The sequence below is a fragment of the Ruegeria sp. AM1 genome (assembly GCF_056540745.1).
In genome coordinates, this window is record NZ_JBQFXH010000006.1 from 79,680 (window position 1) to 94,927 (window position 15,248).

At 59.7% G+C, this 15,248-nt stretch carries 16 protein-coding genes; 10 read left to right on the forward strand and 6 right to left on the reverse strand.

The features are described from left to right. Positions 1-16 precede the first annotated feature (16 nt). The gene (locus ACR0I7_RS13895; RefSeq protein ID WP_480511992.1) at positions 17-847 is read right to left on the reverse strand and encodes a methyltransferase domain-containing protein; all 831 of its coding nucleotides are present in this window, start codon (positions 845-847) and stop codon (positions 17-19) included. 46 nt (positions 848-893) lie between these two features. Here ACR0I7_RS13895 and ACR0I7_RS13900 point away from each other — a divergent pair, with 46 nt between their 5' ends. Genes ACR0I7_RS13900 through ACR0I7_RS13915 form a run of 4 tightly spaced genes read left to right on the forward strand, consistent with a single transcriptional unit; the run spans position 894 to position 3,171 of the window. Then, positions 894-1,592: a double zinc ribbon domain-containing protein gene (locus ACR0I7_RS13900; RefSeq protein WP_480511994.1), complete on the forward strand. Its 699-nt coding sequence runs from the start codon at positions 894-896 to the stop codon at positions 1,590-1,592. A 36-nt stretch (positions 1,593-1,628) separates the two neighbouring features. Continuing rightward, on the forward strand, positions 1,629-1,886 hold the full coding sequence (gene grxC, locus ACR0I7_RS13905; protein WP_480511996.1) for a glutaredoxin 3: 258 nt from the start codon (positions 1,629-1,631) through the stop codon (positions 1,884-1,886). Then, entirely contained in the window at positions 1,886-2,716 is an 831-nt protein-coding gene (locus ACR0I7_RS13910) for a carbon-nitrogen hydrolase family protein (RefSeq protein ID WP_480511998.1), read from the forward strand. The genes grxC and ACR0I7_RS13910 overlap by 1 nt, the downstream gene beginning before the upstream one ends. Before the next feature lie 14 nt (positions 2,717-2,730). After that, entirely contained in the window at positions 2,731-3,171 is a 441-nt protein-coding gene (locus ACR0I7_RS13915) for a MarR family winged helix-turn-helix transcriptional regulator (protein WP_480512000.1), read from the forward strand. A 100-nt stretch (positions 3,172-3,271) separates the two neighbouring features. On the opposite strand, the gene ACR0I7_RS13920 is transcribed toward ACR0I7_RS13915, so the two are convergent. Both ACR0I7_RS13920 and ubiG read right to left on the reverse strand, forming a co-directional pair. Next, complete coding sequence (locus ACR0I7_RS13920) at positions 3,272-3,862, reverse strand: hypothetical protein (protein ID WP_480512002.1); 591 nt, start codon at positions 3,860-3,862, stop codon at positions 3,272-3,274. A gap of 10 nt (positions 3,863-3,872) precedes the next feature. Then, positions 3,873-4,619 (reverse strand): bifunctional 2-polyprenyl-6-hydroxyphenol methylase/3-demethylubiquinol 3-O-methyltransferase UbiG, encoded by a 747-nt coding sequence (ubiG, locus tag ACR0I7_RS13925; protein WP_480512004.1) that lies wholly within the window; start codon positions 4,617-4,619, stop codon positions 3,873-3,875. Between the two features lie 48 nt (positions 4,620-4,667). On the opposite strand from ubiG, the gene pip reads away from it, so the two are divergent. From pip to infB, 6 genes are all read left to right on the forward strand, one after another. Continuing rightward, positions 4,668-5,645, forward strand: coding sequence for a prolyl aminopeptidase (gene pip, locus ACR0I7_RS13930; RefSeq protein WP_480512006.1), 978 nt, complete (start codon positions 4,668-4,670; stop codon positions 5,643-5,645). Next, positions 5,642-6,463: an ABC transporter substrate-binding protein gene (locus tag ACR0I7_RS13935; protein ID WP_480512008.1), complete on the forward strand. Its 822-nt coding sequence runs from the start codon at positions 5,642-5,644 to the stop codon at positions 6,461-6,463. The genes pip and ACR0I7_RS13935 overlap by 4 nt, the downstream gene beginning before the upstream one ends. Before the next feature lie 181 nt (positions 6,464-6,644). Then, positions 6,645-7,235, forward strand: coding sequence for a ribosome maturation factor RimP (gene rimP, locus ACR0I7_RS13940; protein ID WP_480512010.1), 591 nt, complete (start codon positions 6,645-6,647; stop codon positions 7,233-7,235). Further along, the gene (gene nusA, locus ACR0I7_RS13945; RefSeq protein WP_480512012.1) at positions 7,235-8,848 is read left to right on the forward strand and encodes a transcription termination factor NusA; all 1,614 of its coding nucleotides are present in this window, start codon (positions 7,235-7,237) and stop codon (positions 8,846-8,848) included. Before rimP ends, nusA begins: the two co-directional genes overlap by 1 nt. Before the next feature lie 22 nt (positions 8,849-8,870). After that, positions 8,871-9,494: an RNA-binding protein gene (locus ACR0I7_RS13950; RefSeq protein ID WP_480512013.1), complete on the forward strand. Its 624-nt coding sequence runs from the start codon at positions 8,871-8,873 to the stop codon at positions 9,492-9,494. An 8-nt stretch (positions 9,495-9,502) separates the two neighbouring features. After that, a complete protein-coding gene (gene infB / locus ACR0I7_RS13955; RefSeq protein WP_480512015.1) occupies positions 9,503-11,977 on the forward strand; it encodes a translation initiation factor IF-2 in 2,475 nt (824 codons plus the stop codon). 66 nt (positions 11,978-12,043) lie between these two features. Here the strand turns inward: infB and ACR0I7_RS13960 are convergent, their stop codons facing one another. The 3 genes from ACR0I7_RS13960 to ACR0I7_RS13970 are packed head-to-tail and all read right to left on the reverse strand — an operon-like array spanning position 12,044 to position 15,139. Then, complete coding sequence (locus ACR0I7_RS13960) at positions 12,044-12,865, reverse strand: alpha/beta hydrolase (protein WP_480512017.1); 822 nt, start codon at positions 12,863-12,865, stop codon at positions 12,044-12,046. A gap of 46 nt (positions 12,866-12,911) precedes the next feature. Continuing rightward, positions 12,912-13,940: an L-threonine 3-dehydrogenase gene (tdh, locus tag ACR0I7_RS13965; protein WP_480512136.1), complete on the reverse strand. Its 1,029-nt coding sequence runs from the start codon at positions 13,938-13,940 to the stop codon at positions 12,912-12,914. 14 nt (positions 13,941-13,954) lie between these two features. After that, positions 13,955-15,139 carry a glycine C-acetyltransferase gene (locus tag ACR0I7_RS13970; protein WP_480512019.1) on the reverse strand — a complete coding sequence of 395 codons (1,185 nt, stop codon included), beginning with the start codon at positions 15,137-15,139 and terminating at the stop codon, positions 13,955-13,957. Between the last annotated feature and the right edge of the window lie 109 nt (positions 15,140-15,248).

Sequence of the window (15,248 nt, forward strand, 5' to 3'; positions counted from 1 at the left end):
TGGAAATGGTGGGTCGTCAATCCGACAGTTTGCCCTCGTCTGTGCCCAATGCCTCAGCCAGCCGCATCTGGGCTGATCCAGGACGCAGAGGTTTTGGTTGGCTGTCATCGGGTGACCAGCCGGTCAGGCAGATTAGCTCGAACGTCGCCACAAGCCCGTTGTCTGGCGCGCGGAAATGAGAGGCATAAATCTGCTGTGCCCGGTCAAAGACCGAACGTCTTGTGGGATGCTTAATGCGGGCCGAAAGCGCATTGGTTTCACCCATGGCGCGAAGATCCTGCATCAAGTGCCAGATGTCGCGGTATTGCGCCGTGAGCGGTATTCTGTCAGCAACCGGCAGTGACAGGTCGGCGCGTTGCAGCAACCCGCCAAGGTCGCGCAGCTCGGCCATGGGCGCGATGCGTGGGCTCAATCCGCCCGTCACCTCGGCTTCGGCCTGTCCCAGCGCCACCCGCAGTTCCTGCAGGGTTTCGCCGCCCAGGCAGACCACCAGGGTCAACCCATCGGGTCGCAATGCCCTGCGACACTGGATCAGTTGTCCAACGGGATCGTTCGCCCAGTGCAGCGCCATGGCATGGATCACCAGATCATGCGCACCGGGTGCAAGATCGAGAACCTCGTCGTCCCCGACGATCCGGGCACCGGGCAGCACATCCCGCCAAATCTCAGGGAAAGGGCAGACAATTGCCGGTTCCGTAAAGGTCTTGTTAACCATCAAAAGGCGATCTTTGACCTCATCAATGGCGGAATGGTGCAGGAACAGGGCGTCGCATTCGACCCGTGCGCGATGCGCTGTCAGGCTTTTACGATCAAAGAGAGGGGCCGTATTGGACGCGGGCAGTTTCATAAACCGCAAGTATCGCATCTGGCAGAGAATTCAAACCGCTGCCGAGATGATCTATCCGCCACGATGTCTTGGATGCGGTGCCCTGACCGAGTCGGATTTCGGGCTGTGCGGATCGTGCTGGCGCGAGACGCCCTTTATCGGTGGGGCGGTCTGCGAAAGCTGTGGGGCGCCCGTGCCCGGGCAGGTCGACGGTTATCGGATCGAATGCGACAGTTGCATGGCGTCGCCCCCGCCGTGGCAGGATGCTCGCGCGGCATTGCTCTATGAGGGGCGGGCGCGGTCGATGGTTCTGGCCCTGAAACACGGGGATCGCCCGGAATTGGCGCGCCCAGCGGCCCAATGGATGGCGCGCGCAGGGCAAGAGCTTTTCAGACCGGGGATGCTGATTGTGCCGGTCCCTCTTCACTGGTCCCGTCTGATCAAGCGGCGTTATAACCAATCGGCGCTGCTGGCCCGGCAGTTGACTGGCGCAACCGGGTTGGAAAATTGCCCCGACTTTCTGATGCGCAAGGTGCGAACCCCGGTCCTGGATGGGAAAACCGCTGCGCAACGGGCCGATATTCTGTCAGAGGCGATCGCGGCCCATCCGAAACGCGCATCCCGGGCGGTTGGGCGCGATATTTTACTGGTTGATGATGTCATGACATCTGGCTCAACGCTTGCGGCCTGTACGCGTGCCTGTATGGCCGCGGGGGCAAATCATATTTTCGTGTTGGTACTGGCGCGCGTTGCCAAGGATGCCTAATTCGCTCAGGATTGCGCGAAACCAAGGGAACGGAATATGAAACCGGTAGAAATCTACACCTCGCCGCTTTGCGGGTTTTGTCACGCGGCAAAGCGTCTGCTCAAGCAGAAGGGTGTGACCTTCAAAGAGATCGACGTGCTGATACATCCGAAACGCAAGTCAGAAATGATCAAGCGGGCCGGGGGCAAGCGCACGGTTCCGCAGATTTTTGTGGGTGAAACGCATGTCGGCGGCTGCGACGACCTGTATGATCTGGATCGTCAGGGCAAGCTGGACGGCCTGTTGGCGGCCTGATGAAAACCGCGCTGCTGCAGATTACCTCGTCGGATGATCCGTCAGAAAACCTTGAAACGGTGCGCACCATGATGGCCGAGGCAGCCGCTCAAGGTGTGCGTTTTATTCTGACGCCTGAGGTCACGAACTGCGTTTCGACAAGCGCGACGCGGCAGCGCGCGGTTCTGCAGCACGAAGACGATGACGACACGTTGGCGGGCCTGCGTACGCAGGCCGCAGCGCTAGACGTCTGGCTGTTGATCGGCTCTCTTGCGGTGAAAACCCATGATCCGGATGGACGGTTTGCAAACCGGTCTTTCATGATCAACTCACAAGGCGACATCGTCGCTCGGTATGATAAGATTCATATGTTCGATGTGCAGGTCACGGAAGCAGAGACCTTTCGCGAATCGGCGGGCTATCGCCCGGGAACCCGCGCGGTTATTGCCGATACGGATTTCGGCAAGGTTGGCATGACAATCTGCTACGATATCCGCTTTGCGCATCTCTATGCTGCGCTGGCACAGGCGGGCGCGCGTATTCTGACGGTTCCGGCGGCGTTTTCACCGGTCACGGGTGCGGCCCATTGGGAATCACTGCTGCGCACCAGGGCCATAGAAAACGGGTGCTGGGTGATTGCACCGGCACAAACCGGCGAACACCCCAAAACGCGCGGAAAGACGCGATATACCCATGGCCACAGCATGGTTGTCGCCCCATGGGGAGAGGTGCTGATCGACGCAGGCACCGATCCGGGCATTCACTTTTTTGATCTGGATGATAGTTCTGTGACAGAGGCGCGCCGTCGCGTGCCCTCGTTGACGCACGTTCGGCCTTTCGACGGGCCCTGACACAGAACCGGATTATGACGGACGACACCAATGCCCTTGCGGTCACGCTGTTCAGCGAGATCCTGACCGCCGATCAGCTATTGCGCAACCGGCTGAGCCGGGTGCTGCCCAAGGGCATGGAAATCTCGCATTTCTCGGTTTTGAACCATCTGGTCTTTGTGGGCGATGAGCGCACCCCTGCGCAACTGGCCAACACGTTCCACGTGACCCGAGGCGCGATGACCAACACCTTGGCCAAGCTGGAATGGGCCGGATACATTCACATCCGCCCCGACTGGGACGACGCCCGCCGCAAGATGGTCGCCATCAGCCCCGCCGGTCGCCGCGCGCGCGATCAGGCGATCTCGTCTATTGCCCCGCTGATCAACCGCGTGGTCGGAGAACTGGGGCTGGAGCGCGTGCGCAGCACGCTGCCCGTGCTGCGGGATTTGCGGTTGCAGTTGGAGGGGGAGTAGGGATCAGCGGACCGTTGTCCCAAGGTGGGTCGAGGACTGGTGCGGTCGGGCGCTGGCAGACTTGATGCTCATGCAATGTACCGCGGTCTAAATGACCGCTTCATTCTAAGAGCATTCTGTCCAGAAGCTGCCGTAAATCACGCGGATCCAAAGCTGGAATATCAGCCAACCAAATTCCAGCCGAAGCCGCCGCCGCGAAAAGAAGGCAGGATTCTATTCCTTCTTTGCCCTCATATGGGCCACCATGAACAAGCCATACCAAATAATCTCCTTTTTCTTCTTCATTCGTGGCGAATATTCTTCCTACATTGTATCCTTCGTTAGAGAGTTCGTGTTTAGCAATTGGTTCTGTCATCTCCTCCGTCAGCTCTAAATCGACGGGTTTCACAAACTTGCCTTCCGAAACTATCTCGGGGTCAATAAAAACAACAAAAGAAATCGCCCTTACCAGATCATAGCTGTTTGAATTCGAACCCAAGTAGCGGTCCATAATTTCCTGAGCCGCTTCAGAAACTTTGGGATCGCTTATGTAACCATACAGCGGAACGCCTTCATGCTCGTAAACGACCACGCCTTGCGCATTTACTAGTTCTTGTGCTGCGACATGCGGGCTGTTGAATAAGGTAGAAGCGGCGATTGCCGTGCCATAAATTGCTGCACGCCAAAGCGTAAAATCAAAAAATCGAACCAAAAGAATCACCTTATCCCGGCTTCACACTCGCCGTCACATAATTCACGCTCAAATCCCGGTCCGAGATCGACCAACTCCACAGGATCGGGTTGAAGACGAACCCTTTGCGGTCCACCGGCTCCAATCCGGCCTGGCGCAGCAGGTCGAACAGCTCGTCGGGGGTGATAAACTTGTTCCACTCATGCGTACCGCGGGGCAGCCAGCGCATGACGACCTCGGCCCCGAAAATGGCCATCGCATAGGATTTCGGGTTGCGGTTGATGGTCGAACAAATCTCTAACCCGCCGGGTTTCAGTAGTTGCTGCGTCGCGGTCATGTAGCTCAGCGGGTCGGCGACGTGTTCGACCACTTCCATGTTCAGAACCACGTCGAACTGTTCCCCTGCGGCGGCCATATCCTCGGCCGTGGTGTGGCGATAGTCGATCTGCAGGCCCGATTGTTCGGCATGGATGCGGGCAACGGGCAGGTTGCCCTCGGCGGCGTCGGCTCCCACGACCTCGGCCCCCAAGCGAGCCATGGGTTCGCTCAGCAACCCGCCGCCGCAGCCGATATCCAGCAGGCGCAGGCCCTCGAAAGGATTCGCCGCCGTCAGGTCACGGTCGAACTCACCCGCGATTTGCTGTGTGATATAGTCCAGACGGCACGGATTCAGCATGTGCAGCGGCTTGAATTTCCCATGCGGATCCCACCATTCGGCGGCCATGGCCTCGAATTTTGCGATCTCGGATGGGTCGACCGTGTTCGGATGCGCTTGCATTCCTGTCTCCGTGTGCTCTTTTACGCTTAAGGACTATATAGGGCCATAATGGACAAGTACCCGGACCAAAAGCGCGCAGTTCAATATCTGTATCCGCCGAGCGACCCGTTCGACCAGCGGATGGTCGATGTGGGCGATGGGCATCGTATTTATGTGGAACAATGCGGCAATCCCAATGGGATACCTGTTGTGGTATTGCATGGCGGCCCTGGCGGCGGATGCAGCCCCGCAATGCGGCGGTATTTTGATCCGGCCGTGTTCCGGGTGATTCTGTTTGATCAGCGCGGGTGCGGCCGGTCACGCCCCACAGCCTCGGTGCAGGACAACACGACCTGGCATCTGGTTGAGGATATCGAGCGTCTGCGCACATTGTTCGATGTTGATGAATGGATTGTTTTCGGCGGCAGCTGGGGCGCGACGCTGGCGCTGATCTATGCGCAGACGCACCCGGATCGGGTCAGCCGTCTGGTTCTGCGCGGCGTGTTCCTGATGACGCAGAGCGAGTTGGATTGGTTCTATGGCGGAGGGGCCGGGAAATTCTGGCCCGAACAGTGGTCGAAATTCACCTCGTTGCTGCCGCAAAACGAGCTTTCCGATACGATTGGGGCATATCACAAACGGCTGTTTTCGGGCGATCGCGCCACCGAGATTATGTATGCGCGGGCTTGGTCGCATTGGGAAAACGCGCTGGCCTCGATCCATAGCAACGGTTCGGTCGGCGAAAGCCCGGGCGAATACGCGCGGACCTTTGCACGGTTGGAGAATCACTACTTCATAAATGGCGGTTTTCTGGAGTTTGACGGCCAGATTCTGGCGCAGATGGAGCGTATTGCGCATATCCCCGGTCATATCGTTCAGGGGCGCTATGATATGATTTGCCCGCCGCAGGCAGCCTGGACTCTGGCCGAGCGCTGGCCGAATGCCGAGCTTAAGATGGTGCGGCAGGCCGGGCACGCCCTGTCGGAACCGGCCGTCAGTGCCGAGCTGATTCGGATCATGGACCGTGTGGCGGAGGGGCTGTCATGACACGTATCGACCGTCGAGCATTGTTTGCTTCAGGTGCCGCCGCTGCGCTGTTGGCTGCAACGGGCGCGTCTTTGGCGGATACGCCGAAATCCGGCGGGGTGCTGCGGCTGGCAGTTCCGCGTGATGACAGCCTTGAGCGGATCGCGCGCGGGGCGGTATTCGACACCCTCACGGAAATCGCACCGGACGGAACCCTTCAGGCAGAGCTGGCAACCAGATGGCGTACCGATGCGCAGGCGCGGGTCTGGACCTTTGATCTGCGCGAGGATGCGGTCTTTCATGATGGCGGGGCGCTGGCCGCGCAGGATGTACTGTCTGTTCTGGCGCAGGTCGGGCGGGCCGAGCAACTGGCCCCAAATCAAGTGCGCCTTGAGTTGGCAGGCACCAATCCCGGCCTGCCGTTCCTGCTTGCCGACAGCCGTTTCGCAATCACCCGCGATGGCCAGGACGTAACACCGCTGAGCGCTGCGAACGGCACCGGGTGCTACCGCGTGGAACGGGCCGAGGATGGACGGCATCTTTTGGGTCGCCGGACTGCAGGCCACTATAAGGATGGCCGGGCAGGATGGCTGGATGCGGTTGAGGTCATCGTGATCCCGGATGCCGGTGTCCGGGCCGAGGCGCTGCGGGACGGCTATGTTGATGCGGCGGCACTGCCTGACGCGGATGGCATGCGTGGTATTCGCGGTCTGAGGTTCCACCCGTCGGAAACCAATCTGCAACTTGCGGTTGGATCTGGCGTCGGAATGCCGCGCCAGATTGGTTGCCAGGTCCCGCTGGACGATGGTCGTATCGCTGAACGCTGGTGGATGACCTGAAATAGGCGAAAATCAGACGTCACCAGTACAGCCTGCGGCGACAGGGGTTGCAGACTCGGGAAACCCTGCGTATATGCATGAGCAACAGCGGCGCGTTGGACATTCGATCTAAGGCTCCACCGGAAAATTCGACGGGCCGCGCGCCCGTTTTTTTGTGCCCGATGACAGGGTAGAGTACCAGATGACAAACGACCTGATAGCCAAAGCGGCCATTGATCGGCGACTGGCCGAGATCATCACCCCCGTGATCGAGGATCTGGGGTATGAGCTGGTGCGCATTCGCCTGATGAGCGGTAAGCAGACCACGCTGCAGATCATGGCCGACAAGCCTGATGGCGGCATCGAAGTGGATGACTGCGCCGAAATCTCCAACGCGGTCAGCGCCACGCTGGATGTTGAGGACCCGATTTTGGATGCTTATACGCTGGAAGTGTCCAGCCCCGGTATCGATCGCCCGCTGACCCGCCTCAAGGATTTTGAGATGTTCGAGGGGTATGAGGCCAAGATCGAAACCGCCGAACTGATCGACGGTCGTCGCCGGTTCAAGGGTGAGTTGGCCGGGATCGAAGGGGATGAGGTTTTGATCAACATCCCCGAAGGGTCCGAGACGATCACCATCGGTCTGCAATTCGACTGGCTGAGCGATGCCAAGCTGGTCCTGACTGATGACCTGATTAAAGAAATGCTGCGCCAGCGCAAAGACGCTGGTTCCTTAAACGAAAACGCTTTCGACGAGATTGAGACCGAAGGGTCCGAAGAGGAGACGAACTGATGGCAATCACCTCAGCCAACCAGCTGGAGCTGCTGCAGACCGCCGAGGCAGTGGCCCGCGAAAAGATGATCGACCCGGGTCTGGTTGTCGAAGCGATGGAAGAATCGCTCGCCCGTGCCGCCAAAAGCCGCTACGGCGCTGAGATGGACATCCGCGTCAGCATCGATCGCAAGACCGGCAAGGCGACATTCACGCGCGTCCGCACCGTGGTCGAGGATGAAGAGCTTGAGAACTATCAGGCCGAGATGACCGTCGAACAGGCCAAACAGTATATGGAAGCGCCTGAGGTTGGTGATGTCTTCGTAGAAGAAGTGCCGCCGGTAGAAATGGGCCGTATCGCCGCGCAATCCGCCAAGCAGGTGATCCTGCAAAAGGTGCGCGAAGCGGAGCGTGACCGTCAGTACGAAGAATTCAAGGATCGCGCAGGCACCATCATCAACGGTGCTGTAAAACGCGAAGAGTTCGGCAATGTCATCGTCGATCTCGGCGGAGCCGAGGCGGTTCTGCGCCGCAATGACAAGATCGGCCGCGAAAGCTATCGCCCTAACGATCGTGTGCGCGCGTATATCAAAGAGGTTCGCCGCGAGGTCCGTGGCCACCAGATATTCCTGTCGCGTACTGCGCCGGAATTTATGGCCGAGTTGTTCAAGATGGAAGTACCGGAAATCTATGACGGCATTATCGAGGTCAAAGCCGTGGCCCGTGACCCCGGTTCGCGCGCCAAGATCGCCGTGATCTCGTATGACGGTTCGATTGATCCCGTCGGGGCCTGCGTTGGTATGCGCGGCAGCCGCGTGCAGGCCGTTGTGAACGAGCTGCAGGGCGAAAAGATCGACATCATCCCGTGGAACGAAGATCAGCCGACCTTCCTTGTGAACGCGCTGCAACCTGCCGAGGTTTCCAAGGTGGTTCTGGACGAAGAAGCGGGTAAGATCGAAGTCGTTGTTCCCGAAGAGCAGCTGAGCCTTGCCATTGGTCGCCGCGGTCAGAACGTGCGTCTGGCCAGCCAGCTGACCAATTTGGACATCGACATCATGACCGAAGCCGAAGAATCGGCGCGCCGTCAGAAGGAGTTTGAAGCCCGGACCCAGCTGTTCATGGAAACACTCGATCTGGATGAATTCTTTGCGCAGTTGCTGGTCTCGGAAGGGTTTACCAACCTGGAAGAGGTCGCCTACGTCGAAATCGAGGAACTGCTGGTCATCGACGGCGTTGACGAAGGCACGGCGCAGGAACTGCAGACCCGCGCGCGTGAATTCCTTGAGGCACAGGCCAAGGCTGCTCTGGATGCGGCCCGTGCGCTGGGTGCCGAGGACAGCCTTATTGAATTCGAGGGGCTCACCCCCCAGATGGTAGAAGCGCTGTCCAAGGACGATGTGAAGACATTGGAAGACTTCGCAACCTGCGCCGACTGGGAACTGGCCGGTGGCTGGACCACGGTCGACGGTGAGCGCATCAAGGATGATGGCGTTCTTGAGCCGTTCGGCGTATCGCTGGAGGAAGCACAGGACTTGGTCATGACGGCCCGTATCATGCTGGGTTGGGTTGACCCTGCCGAACTGGAGCAGGCCGAAGAAGACGGCGAAGCAGTAGAAGAGGAGGCCGAGGCCTGATCTCAGGCCTCGGGGGTCGCACATGGGTCGCGGTGGCGTCCAAAAGGATCGGTCGGACGGGCCTGAGCGGAAATGCCTCGCTACGGGTGAGGTTCAGCCTAAATATGGGCTGATCCGCTTTGTGACGGACCCCGATGGTCAGGTCTATCCCGATGTCGCGGCAAAACTGCCGGGGCGCGGGGTCTATGTGGCCGCAGAGCGCGCCGCGCTGGACAAGGCGGTGGACAAGAAACTGTTCGCCCGTGGGTTCAAGGCGCAGGTAACCGCGCCAAAGGACCTGACGGACGAGGTTGAACGTCAGATCTCGCGGCGTGTGGTCGAATTGCTGAGCCTTGCGCGCAAGTCTGGTGATGCTGTTGCGGGCTATGAAAAGGTCAAGACGTGGCTGGACCGGGACGAGGCCCAGGTGCTGTTGCAGGCCTCTGATGGATCCGGACGCGGCAAGTCCAAGCTGAGCACGCCGCACTTTGGAAAATACATCGGATGGCTGACCGCAGATGAATTAGGGCAGGCTTTTGGGCGCCAAACCGTGATTCATGCGGCCTTGGCCTCTGGCGGACTCGCCAAACGTGTTGTAGAGGAAGCGCAGCGCCTGCGTGGCTTGCGCGAAACGGATGACGGCGGCAGGGGCCGCGCGGAAGGGTAAGAAGCTTTATGAGCGATAATGACGGCAAAAAGACATTAGGTCTTCGTGGCGGGGCACGCCCCGGAAATGTGAAACAGAGTTTCAGCCACGGACGTACCAAAAATGTCGTGGTGGAAACCAAACGCAAGCGCGTGGTGGTTCCCAAGCCGGGCGCCAGCAAACCGGGTGGCGGTGCAACGCCATCGGGTGATCCGTCGCGTCGTCCTGCTGGAATTTCTGATGCTGAAATGGCGCGCCGTATGAAGGCGCTGCAGGCTGCCAAAGCCCGCGAGGTCGAAGAGGCCGCGGCGCGTGAAGCAGCAGAGAAGGCGCGTGAAGAAGAACGTGCCCGCCGCCGCGCCGAGCAAGAGGCCAAGGAACGCGAACAGCGTGAAGCCGAAGAGAAAGCCCGCGCCAAAGCCGAAGAGGAAGAGCGCAAGCGCAAAGAGGCAGAAGAAGCTGCCAAACGCGCAGCAGCTGCCCCGGCCCCTGAAGAGCCAAAAGCCGCGCGTGCGCCTGCCAGCAAACCCGCACCGTCGGCCACCCCGCGCAAACAGGATCGTGAACGCGAACAGCGCGGTCGCGGCAAAGGTCGTGACGACAACCGCCGTTCCGGCAAACTGACACTGGGTCAGGCCACGGGTGGCGAAGGCAACCGTCAACGCTCGATGGCAGCGATGAAGCGCAAGCAAGAGCGTGCGCGCCAGAAAGCCATGGGCGGCACGGTCGAGCGGGAAAAGGTTATCCGCGACGTGCAGCTGCCCGAGGCGATCATGGTCTCGGAACTGGCCAACCGTATGGCCGAGCGAGTGGCAGATGTTGTCAAATCGCTGATGCAGATGGGCATGATGGTTACGCAGAATCAGACCATCGACGCCGACACTGCTGAGCTGATCATCGAAGAGTTTGGCCACAAGGTCACCCGTGTCTCTGATTCGGACGTTGAAGACGTCATCAAAGAGGTCGAGGACGAGGACGCTGATCTGCAGCCGCGCCCGCCGGTCATCACCATCATGGGTCACGTTGACCACGGCAAAACCTCGCTTCTGGATGCGATCCGCGACGCGCGCGTTGTGGCAGGCGAGGCCGGTGGCATTACACAGCATATTGGTGCATATCAGGTGAAAACCGACGGTGGCACCACGCTGACCTTCCTGGATACGCCGGGCCACGCAGCCTTTACCTCGATGCGCTCGCGCGGAGCTCAGGTCACGGATATCGTGGTCTTGGTGGTTGCTGCGGATGACGCGGTGATGCCGCAAACGATTGAGGCGATTAACCACGCCAAAGCTGCCGGAGTGCCGATGATCGTGGCGATCAACAAGGTCGACAAACCGGACGCAAACCCGGACAAGGTGCGCACCGATCTGCTGCAACACGAAGTCATCGTTGAGAAAATGTCGGGTGAGGTTCAGGACGTCGAAGTTTCCGCCATCACTGGACAGGGTCTGGACGAGTTGCTGGAAGCGATTGCGCTGCAAGCCGAGATTCTGGAACTGAAAGCCAACCCCGACCGCGCCGCCCAAGGTGCCGTGATCGAGGCGCAGCTGGATGTGGGCCGCGGCCCCGTCGCCACCGTTCTGGTTCAGAACGGTACCCTGCGTCAGGGCGATATCTTTGTTGTGGGTGAGCAGTACGGTAAGGTCCGCGCGCTGATCAACGACAAGGGCGACCGCGTCAAAGAGGCCGGTCCATCGGTTCCGGTCGAGGTTCTGGGTCTCAACGGTACGCCCGAAGCGGGCGACGTTCTGAACGTGACCGAGACCGAAGCGCAGGCGCGTGAGATCGCCGCCTACCGTGAGCAAGCCGCCAAGGACAAACGCGCTGCCGCTGGTGCCGCGACCACCCTTGAGCAGCTGATGCAGAAGGCCAAGGAAGACGAAAACGTCACCGAGCTGCCGATTCTGATGAAAGCGGACGTACAAGGTTCGGCCGAGGCCATCGTTCAGGCGATGGAAAAAATCGGTAACGACGAAGTGCGCGTGCGCGTGCTGCATTCCGGTGTCGGCGCGATCACCGAGACCGATGTTGGTCTGGCCGAGGCGTCAGGCGCGCCGGTCTTTGGCTTTAACGTTCGTGCCAATGCATCAGCACGGAACACCGCGAACCAGAAGGGTGTCGAGATTCGCTATTACTCGGTGATCTATGATCTGGTCGACGACGTGAAGGCGGCCGCTTCGGGTTTGCTGAGCGCCGAGATTCGCGAAAAGTTCATCGGTTACGCCGAGATCCGCGAAGTCTTCAAGGTCACGGGTGTTGGCAAGGTTGCCGGCTGTCTAGTTACCGAAGGCGTTGCGCGTCGTTCGGCAGGCGTCCGTCTGCTGCGTGACAACGTGGTGATCCACGAAGGCACGCTGAAAACCCTGAAGCGCTTCAAGGACGAAGTGGCCGAGGTTCAATCGGGTCAGGAATGCGGTATGGCGTTCGAGAACTACGACGATATCCGCGCTGGCGACGTGATCGAAATCTTCGAGCGCGAAGAAGTCACGCGGACGCTCGACTGATCGCAAGCGACATAGATACTGAAACAGCGGCTCTTTGGGCCGCTGTTTTCGTTTTGGCGGTTACGTCTATGCGGGCAAGAAGGTGCCGGGGTGCAGGATGATGTCAAAGTGATGCTGACCCTGTTGCAGCGCAAAACTGACAGAATGCCCCGCTTTGCGCAGCGCTTCAGCATAGTCGCGGCTTTGTCGGATGAACTCTGGCGTATCACGTTCAGCGACGAGCACCCGATATCGTGGACCGGGGGCCGGAAGATGCAGGATCGGTGACAGATCGTGAATTTCCACCGGGCTCAGCTGCAGCGGATCGTTCACGGACGTCAGGCTGATGGGTTCCAGATCAAAAACGCCGCTGATCAGGATCACGTCGCGTATCCGTAACCCCGTGCGTGCGAAATGATCGGCGGAGGTGGCCATCACCATCGCGGCCAGATGCGCACCTGCGCTGTGGCCGGACAGGGTGATCCGGCTTGCATCTATGCCAAGCGCGGACGCGTTTTTTGCCAACCAAAGCAGCGCATTTCGGCATTCAGAGATCATCTGAGACAGGCGTGCTTCCGGCGCGAGCGTATAGTTCAGCGTGGCGAATGCCTGACCGGATGCGACGATTGTCGGGGCCATCATCGCCGATTCGCGTTGGCTGAGCGTCTGCCAGTACCCGCCATGGATGAAGACATGCAGTGGTGCATTGGCCTTGGGCGCCGGAAAGAAATCCAGAACCTGCGTTGGTGCCTCGCCATAGCGCAGGTTTTCGCGGGCGGACTGCTCGGTCCGGGCCTGCGCGCTGAGCGCTGTGTAACTGGCAAGGTACGGGGACAGATCGCCGCCGATCATCGAGCTTGGGGAATAGGCTTGCTCAAGCTCGTCCTGCGAAAATCCACGATACAGCATGTGTTGGTTCCGGCCCCCGCTGGAGTGTCCTGAGTATGCCACGCTCTTAGGTCCAGTCGAGAACAACCTTTCCGGATTGGCCGGATTTCATCGCGGCGAAACCCTGGGCAAAGTTATCCACCGCAAAGCGATGGGTGATGACGCGGCTGACATCCAGGCCGTTTTGCAGCATGGCGATCATCTTGTACCAGGTCTCAAACATTTCGCGCCCATAGACGCCCTTGATGGTGATGGCCTTAAAGACGATGCGGCTCCAATCGACCGGGGATTTGCCAGGGGGTATCCCCAGCAGAGCAATCTTGCCGCCCATCACCAACGCCTCGACCATCTGATCCAGAGCGATTTGTGAGCCCGACATCTCAAGCCCGACATCAAAGCCCTGAGACATGCCAAGCTCAGTGATGACATCGGACAACTCTTCCCGGCCAACGTCGACAGCGCGCAGATTCGGGACGACGTGTTCGGCCAGTTTCAGGCGATCTGGGTTGATATCAGTGATCACCACATGCCGCGCCCCTGCGTGGCGTGCCACGGCAGCGGCCATGATGCCGATGGGGCCGGCACCCGTGATCAGCACGTCCTCACCCAGCAGATCAAAGCTGAGCGCCGTATGAACCGCGTTGCCCAGCGGGTCGAGAATGGCACCGATCTCATCCGGGACATCATCCGGCAGGGGCACTACGTTGAAGGCGGGCAGCTTGAGGTATTGTGCAAACGCCCCCTGTTCATTCACGCCAATCCCGCGTGTTCCGGGGTCAAGGTGGAACTTGCCCGCGCGGCTTTGGCGGCTGTCGGTGGTGATCAGATGCCCCTCGCCCGAGCAGCGTTGGCCGATCTCCAGACCGGTCACATTACGCCCGGTTTCGACGATTTCGCCCGCGAATTCGTGACCGGTGATCATCGGGATGGGCACGGTGGCGGCTGCCCAGTCATCCCAGTTCCAGATATGGATGTCGGTGCCGCAGATGCCCGTTTTGTTGACCCGGATCAGAACCTCATCAGGGCCGATCTCAGGCACTGGTGCCTGCACCATCCACAGCCCTTCTTCGGGCTTGGATTTCTCAAGCGCTTTCATTGTGTTGGGGCGCATCAAATCACCCCCAGTTCCGTGCCGACCTTGCCAAATGCGGTGAGCGCCCGGTCGAGTTCATCCCTGGTCAGCGCTGCGTTCATTTGGGTCCTGATCCGCGCCTGACCGCGCGGCACAACCGGAAAGAAAAAGCCCGAGACATAGACGCCCTGCTCAAACAGCCGCGTCGCGAAGTCCTGTGCCAACGTCGCCTCACCCAGCATGACCGGGATGATCGGATGCTCACCCGGCAGCAGGTCAAAACCCAGTTTCTCAAGCCCTGCGCGCCAGTATTTCGCGTTGCCGAACAGTTGCGCCCGCAGTATGTCACCCTCTTCCACGAGCCGAAGCGCTTCGAGCCCGGCCGCAACGATGGACGGGGGCAGTGAGTTTGAAAACAGATAAGGCCGCGCCCGTTGCCGCAGCAGATCAACTACGGGTTGCGGCCCCGCGATATAGCCGCCAATGGCCCCGCCCAGCGCCTTGCCCAGCGTCCCCGTCAGAATGTCGACATCGACGCCGAAATGATCCGGCGTGCCAGCCCCGTTTGGCCCCATGAAACCGGTGGCGTGACAATCATCCACCATGACCATGGCGTCATGCGCATCTGCCAGCGCGCGGATGTCCGGCAGGTTGGCCAGATAGCCATCCATCGAAAACACGCCATCGGTCGCGATCATGATATGCCGTGCCCCATCCGCGCGCGCCTGTTTCAGCATAGCTTCGAGGTCGTTCATATCGTTGTTCTTGTAACGATAGCGCTTGGCTTTACACAGCCGCGCCCCATCGATGATCGAGGCGTGGTTCAGGCTGTCCGAGATGATCGCGTCCTCGGGCCCGAGCAGAGGTTCGAACAGGCCGCCATTGGCATCGAAACAGGCGGCAAACAGGATGGCGTCATCCTTGCTCAGAAACTGTGCCAGCTTCTGCTCCAACTCCCGGTGAATATCCTGCGTGCCACAGATGAACCGGACCGAGGCCATGCCGAACCCTTTGGGCTGCATCGCCTGTGTTGCGGCCTCGATCAGGGCCGGGTGATCGGCCAGACCCAGATAGTTATTGGCGCAAAGGTTGATGACGGTCCGGTCGCCCACGACAATCTCGCCCCCTTGCGGCGATGTGATCATGCGTTCGCGCTTGTACAGCCCTTCGGCCTGGATCTGCGCAAGGGTGTCTGTGATGTGGGACAGGAAGGCGTCTGCCATGGTGATCTCCGTTCATTTGAGTCGGATATCTAACATAACGGATGCATTTCCCAAATAGGGGATATGCGAAATGGTGGAAAAATTTCCGTGAAGGCGGAATTCTGCCGAG

Coding starts and splice junctions, on each gene's coding strand:
- ACR0I7_RS13970 (WP_480512019.1), bottom strand. CDS start 15,139: ATGGCAGACGCCTTCCTGTCCCACATCACAGACACCCTTGCGCAGATC.
- ACR0I7_RS13960 (WP_480512017.1), bottom strand. CDS start 12,865: ATGCTGTATCGTGGATTTTCGCAGGACGAGCTTGAGCAAGCCTATTCC.
- ACR0I7_RS13950 (WP_480512013.1), top strand. CDS start 8,871: ATGGGTCGCGGTGGCGTCCAAAAGGATCGGTCGGACGGGCCTGAGCGG.
- tdh (WP_480512136.1), bottom strand. CDS start 13,940: ATGAAAGCGCTTGAGAAATCCAAGCCCGAAGAAGGGCTGTGGATGGTG.
- ubiG (WP_480512004.1), bottom strand. CDS start 4,619: ATGCAAGCGCATCCGAACACGGTCGACCCATCCGAGATCGCAAAATTC.
- ACR0I7_RS13915 (WP_480512000.1), top strand. CDS start 2,731: ATGACGGACGACACCAATGCCCTTGCGGTCACGCTGTTCAGCGAGATC.
- rimP (WP_480512010.1), top strand. CDS start 6,645: ATGACAAACGACCTGATAGCCAAAGCGGCCATTGATCGGCGACTGGCC.
- ACR0I7_RS13935 (WP_480512008.1), top strand. CDS start 5,642: ATGACACGTATCGACCGTCGAGCATTGTTTGCTTCAGGTGCCGCCGCT.
- nusA (WP_480512012.1), top strand. CDS start 7,235: ATGGCAATCACCTCAGCCAACCAGCTGGAGCTGCTGCAGACCGCCGAG.
- ACR0I7_RS13910 (WP_480511998.1), top strand. CDS start 1,886: ATGAAAACCGCGCTGCTGCAGATTACCTCGTCGGATGATCCGTCAGAA.
- pip (WP_480512006.1), top strand. CDS start 4,668: ATGGACAAGTACCCGGACCAAAAGCGCGCAGTTCAATATCTGTATCCG.
- ACR0I7_RS13895 (WP_480511992.1), bottom strand. CDS start 847: ATGAAACTGCCCGCGTCCAATACGGCCCCTCTCTTTGATCGTAAAAGC.
- infB (WP_480512015.1), top strand. CDS start 9,503: ATGAGCGATAATGACGGCAAAAAGACATTAGGTCTTCGTGGCGGGGCA.
- ACR0I7_RS13900 (WP_480511994.1), top strand. CDS start 894: ATGATCTATCCGCCACGATGTCTTGGATGCGGTGCCCTGACCGAGTCG.
- grxC (WP_480511996.1), top strand. CDS start 1,629: ATGAAACCGGTAGAAATCTACACCTCGCCGCTTTGCGGGTTTTGTCAC.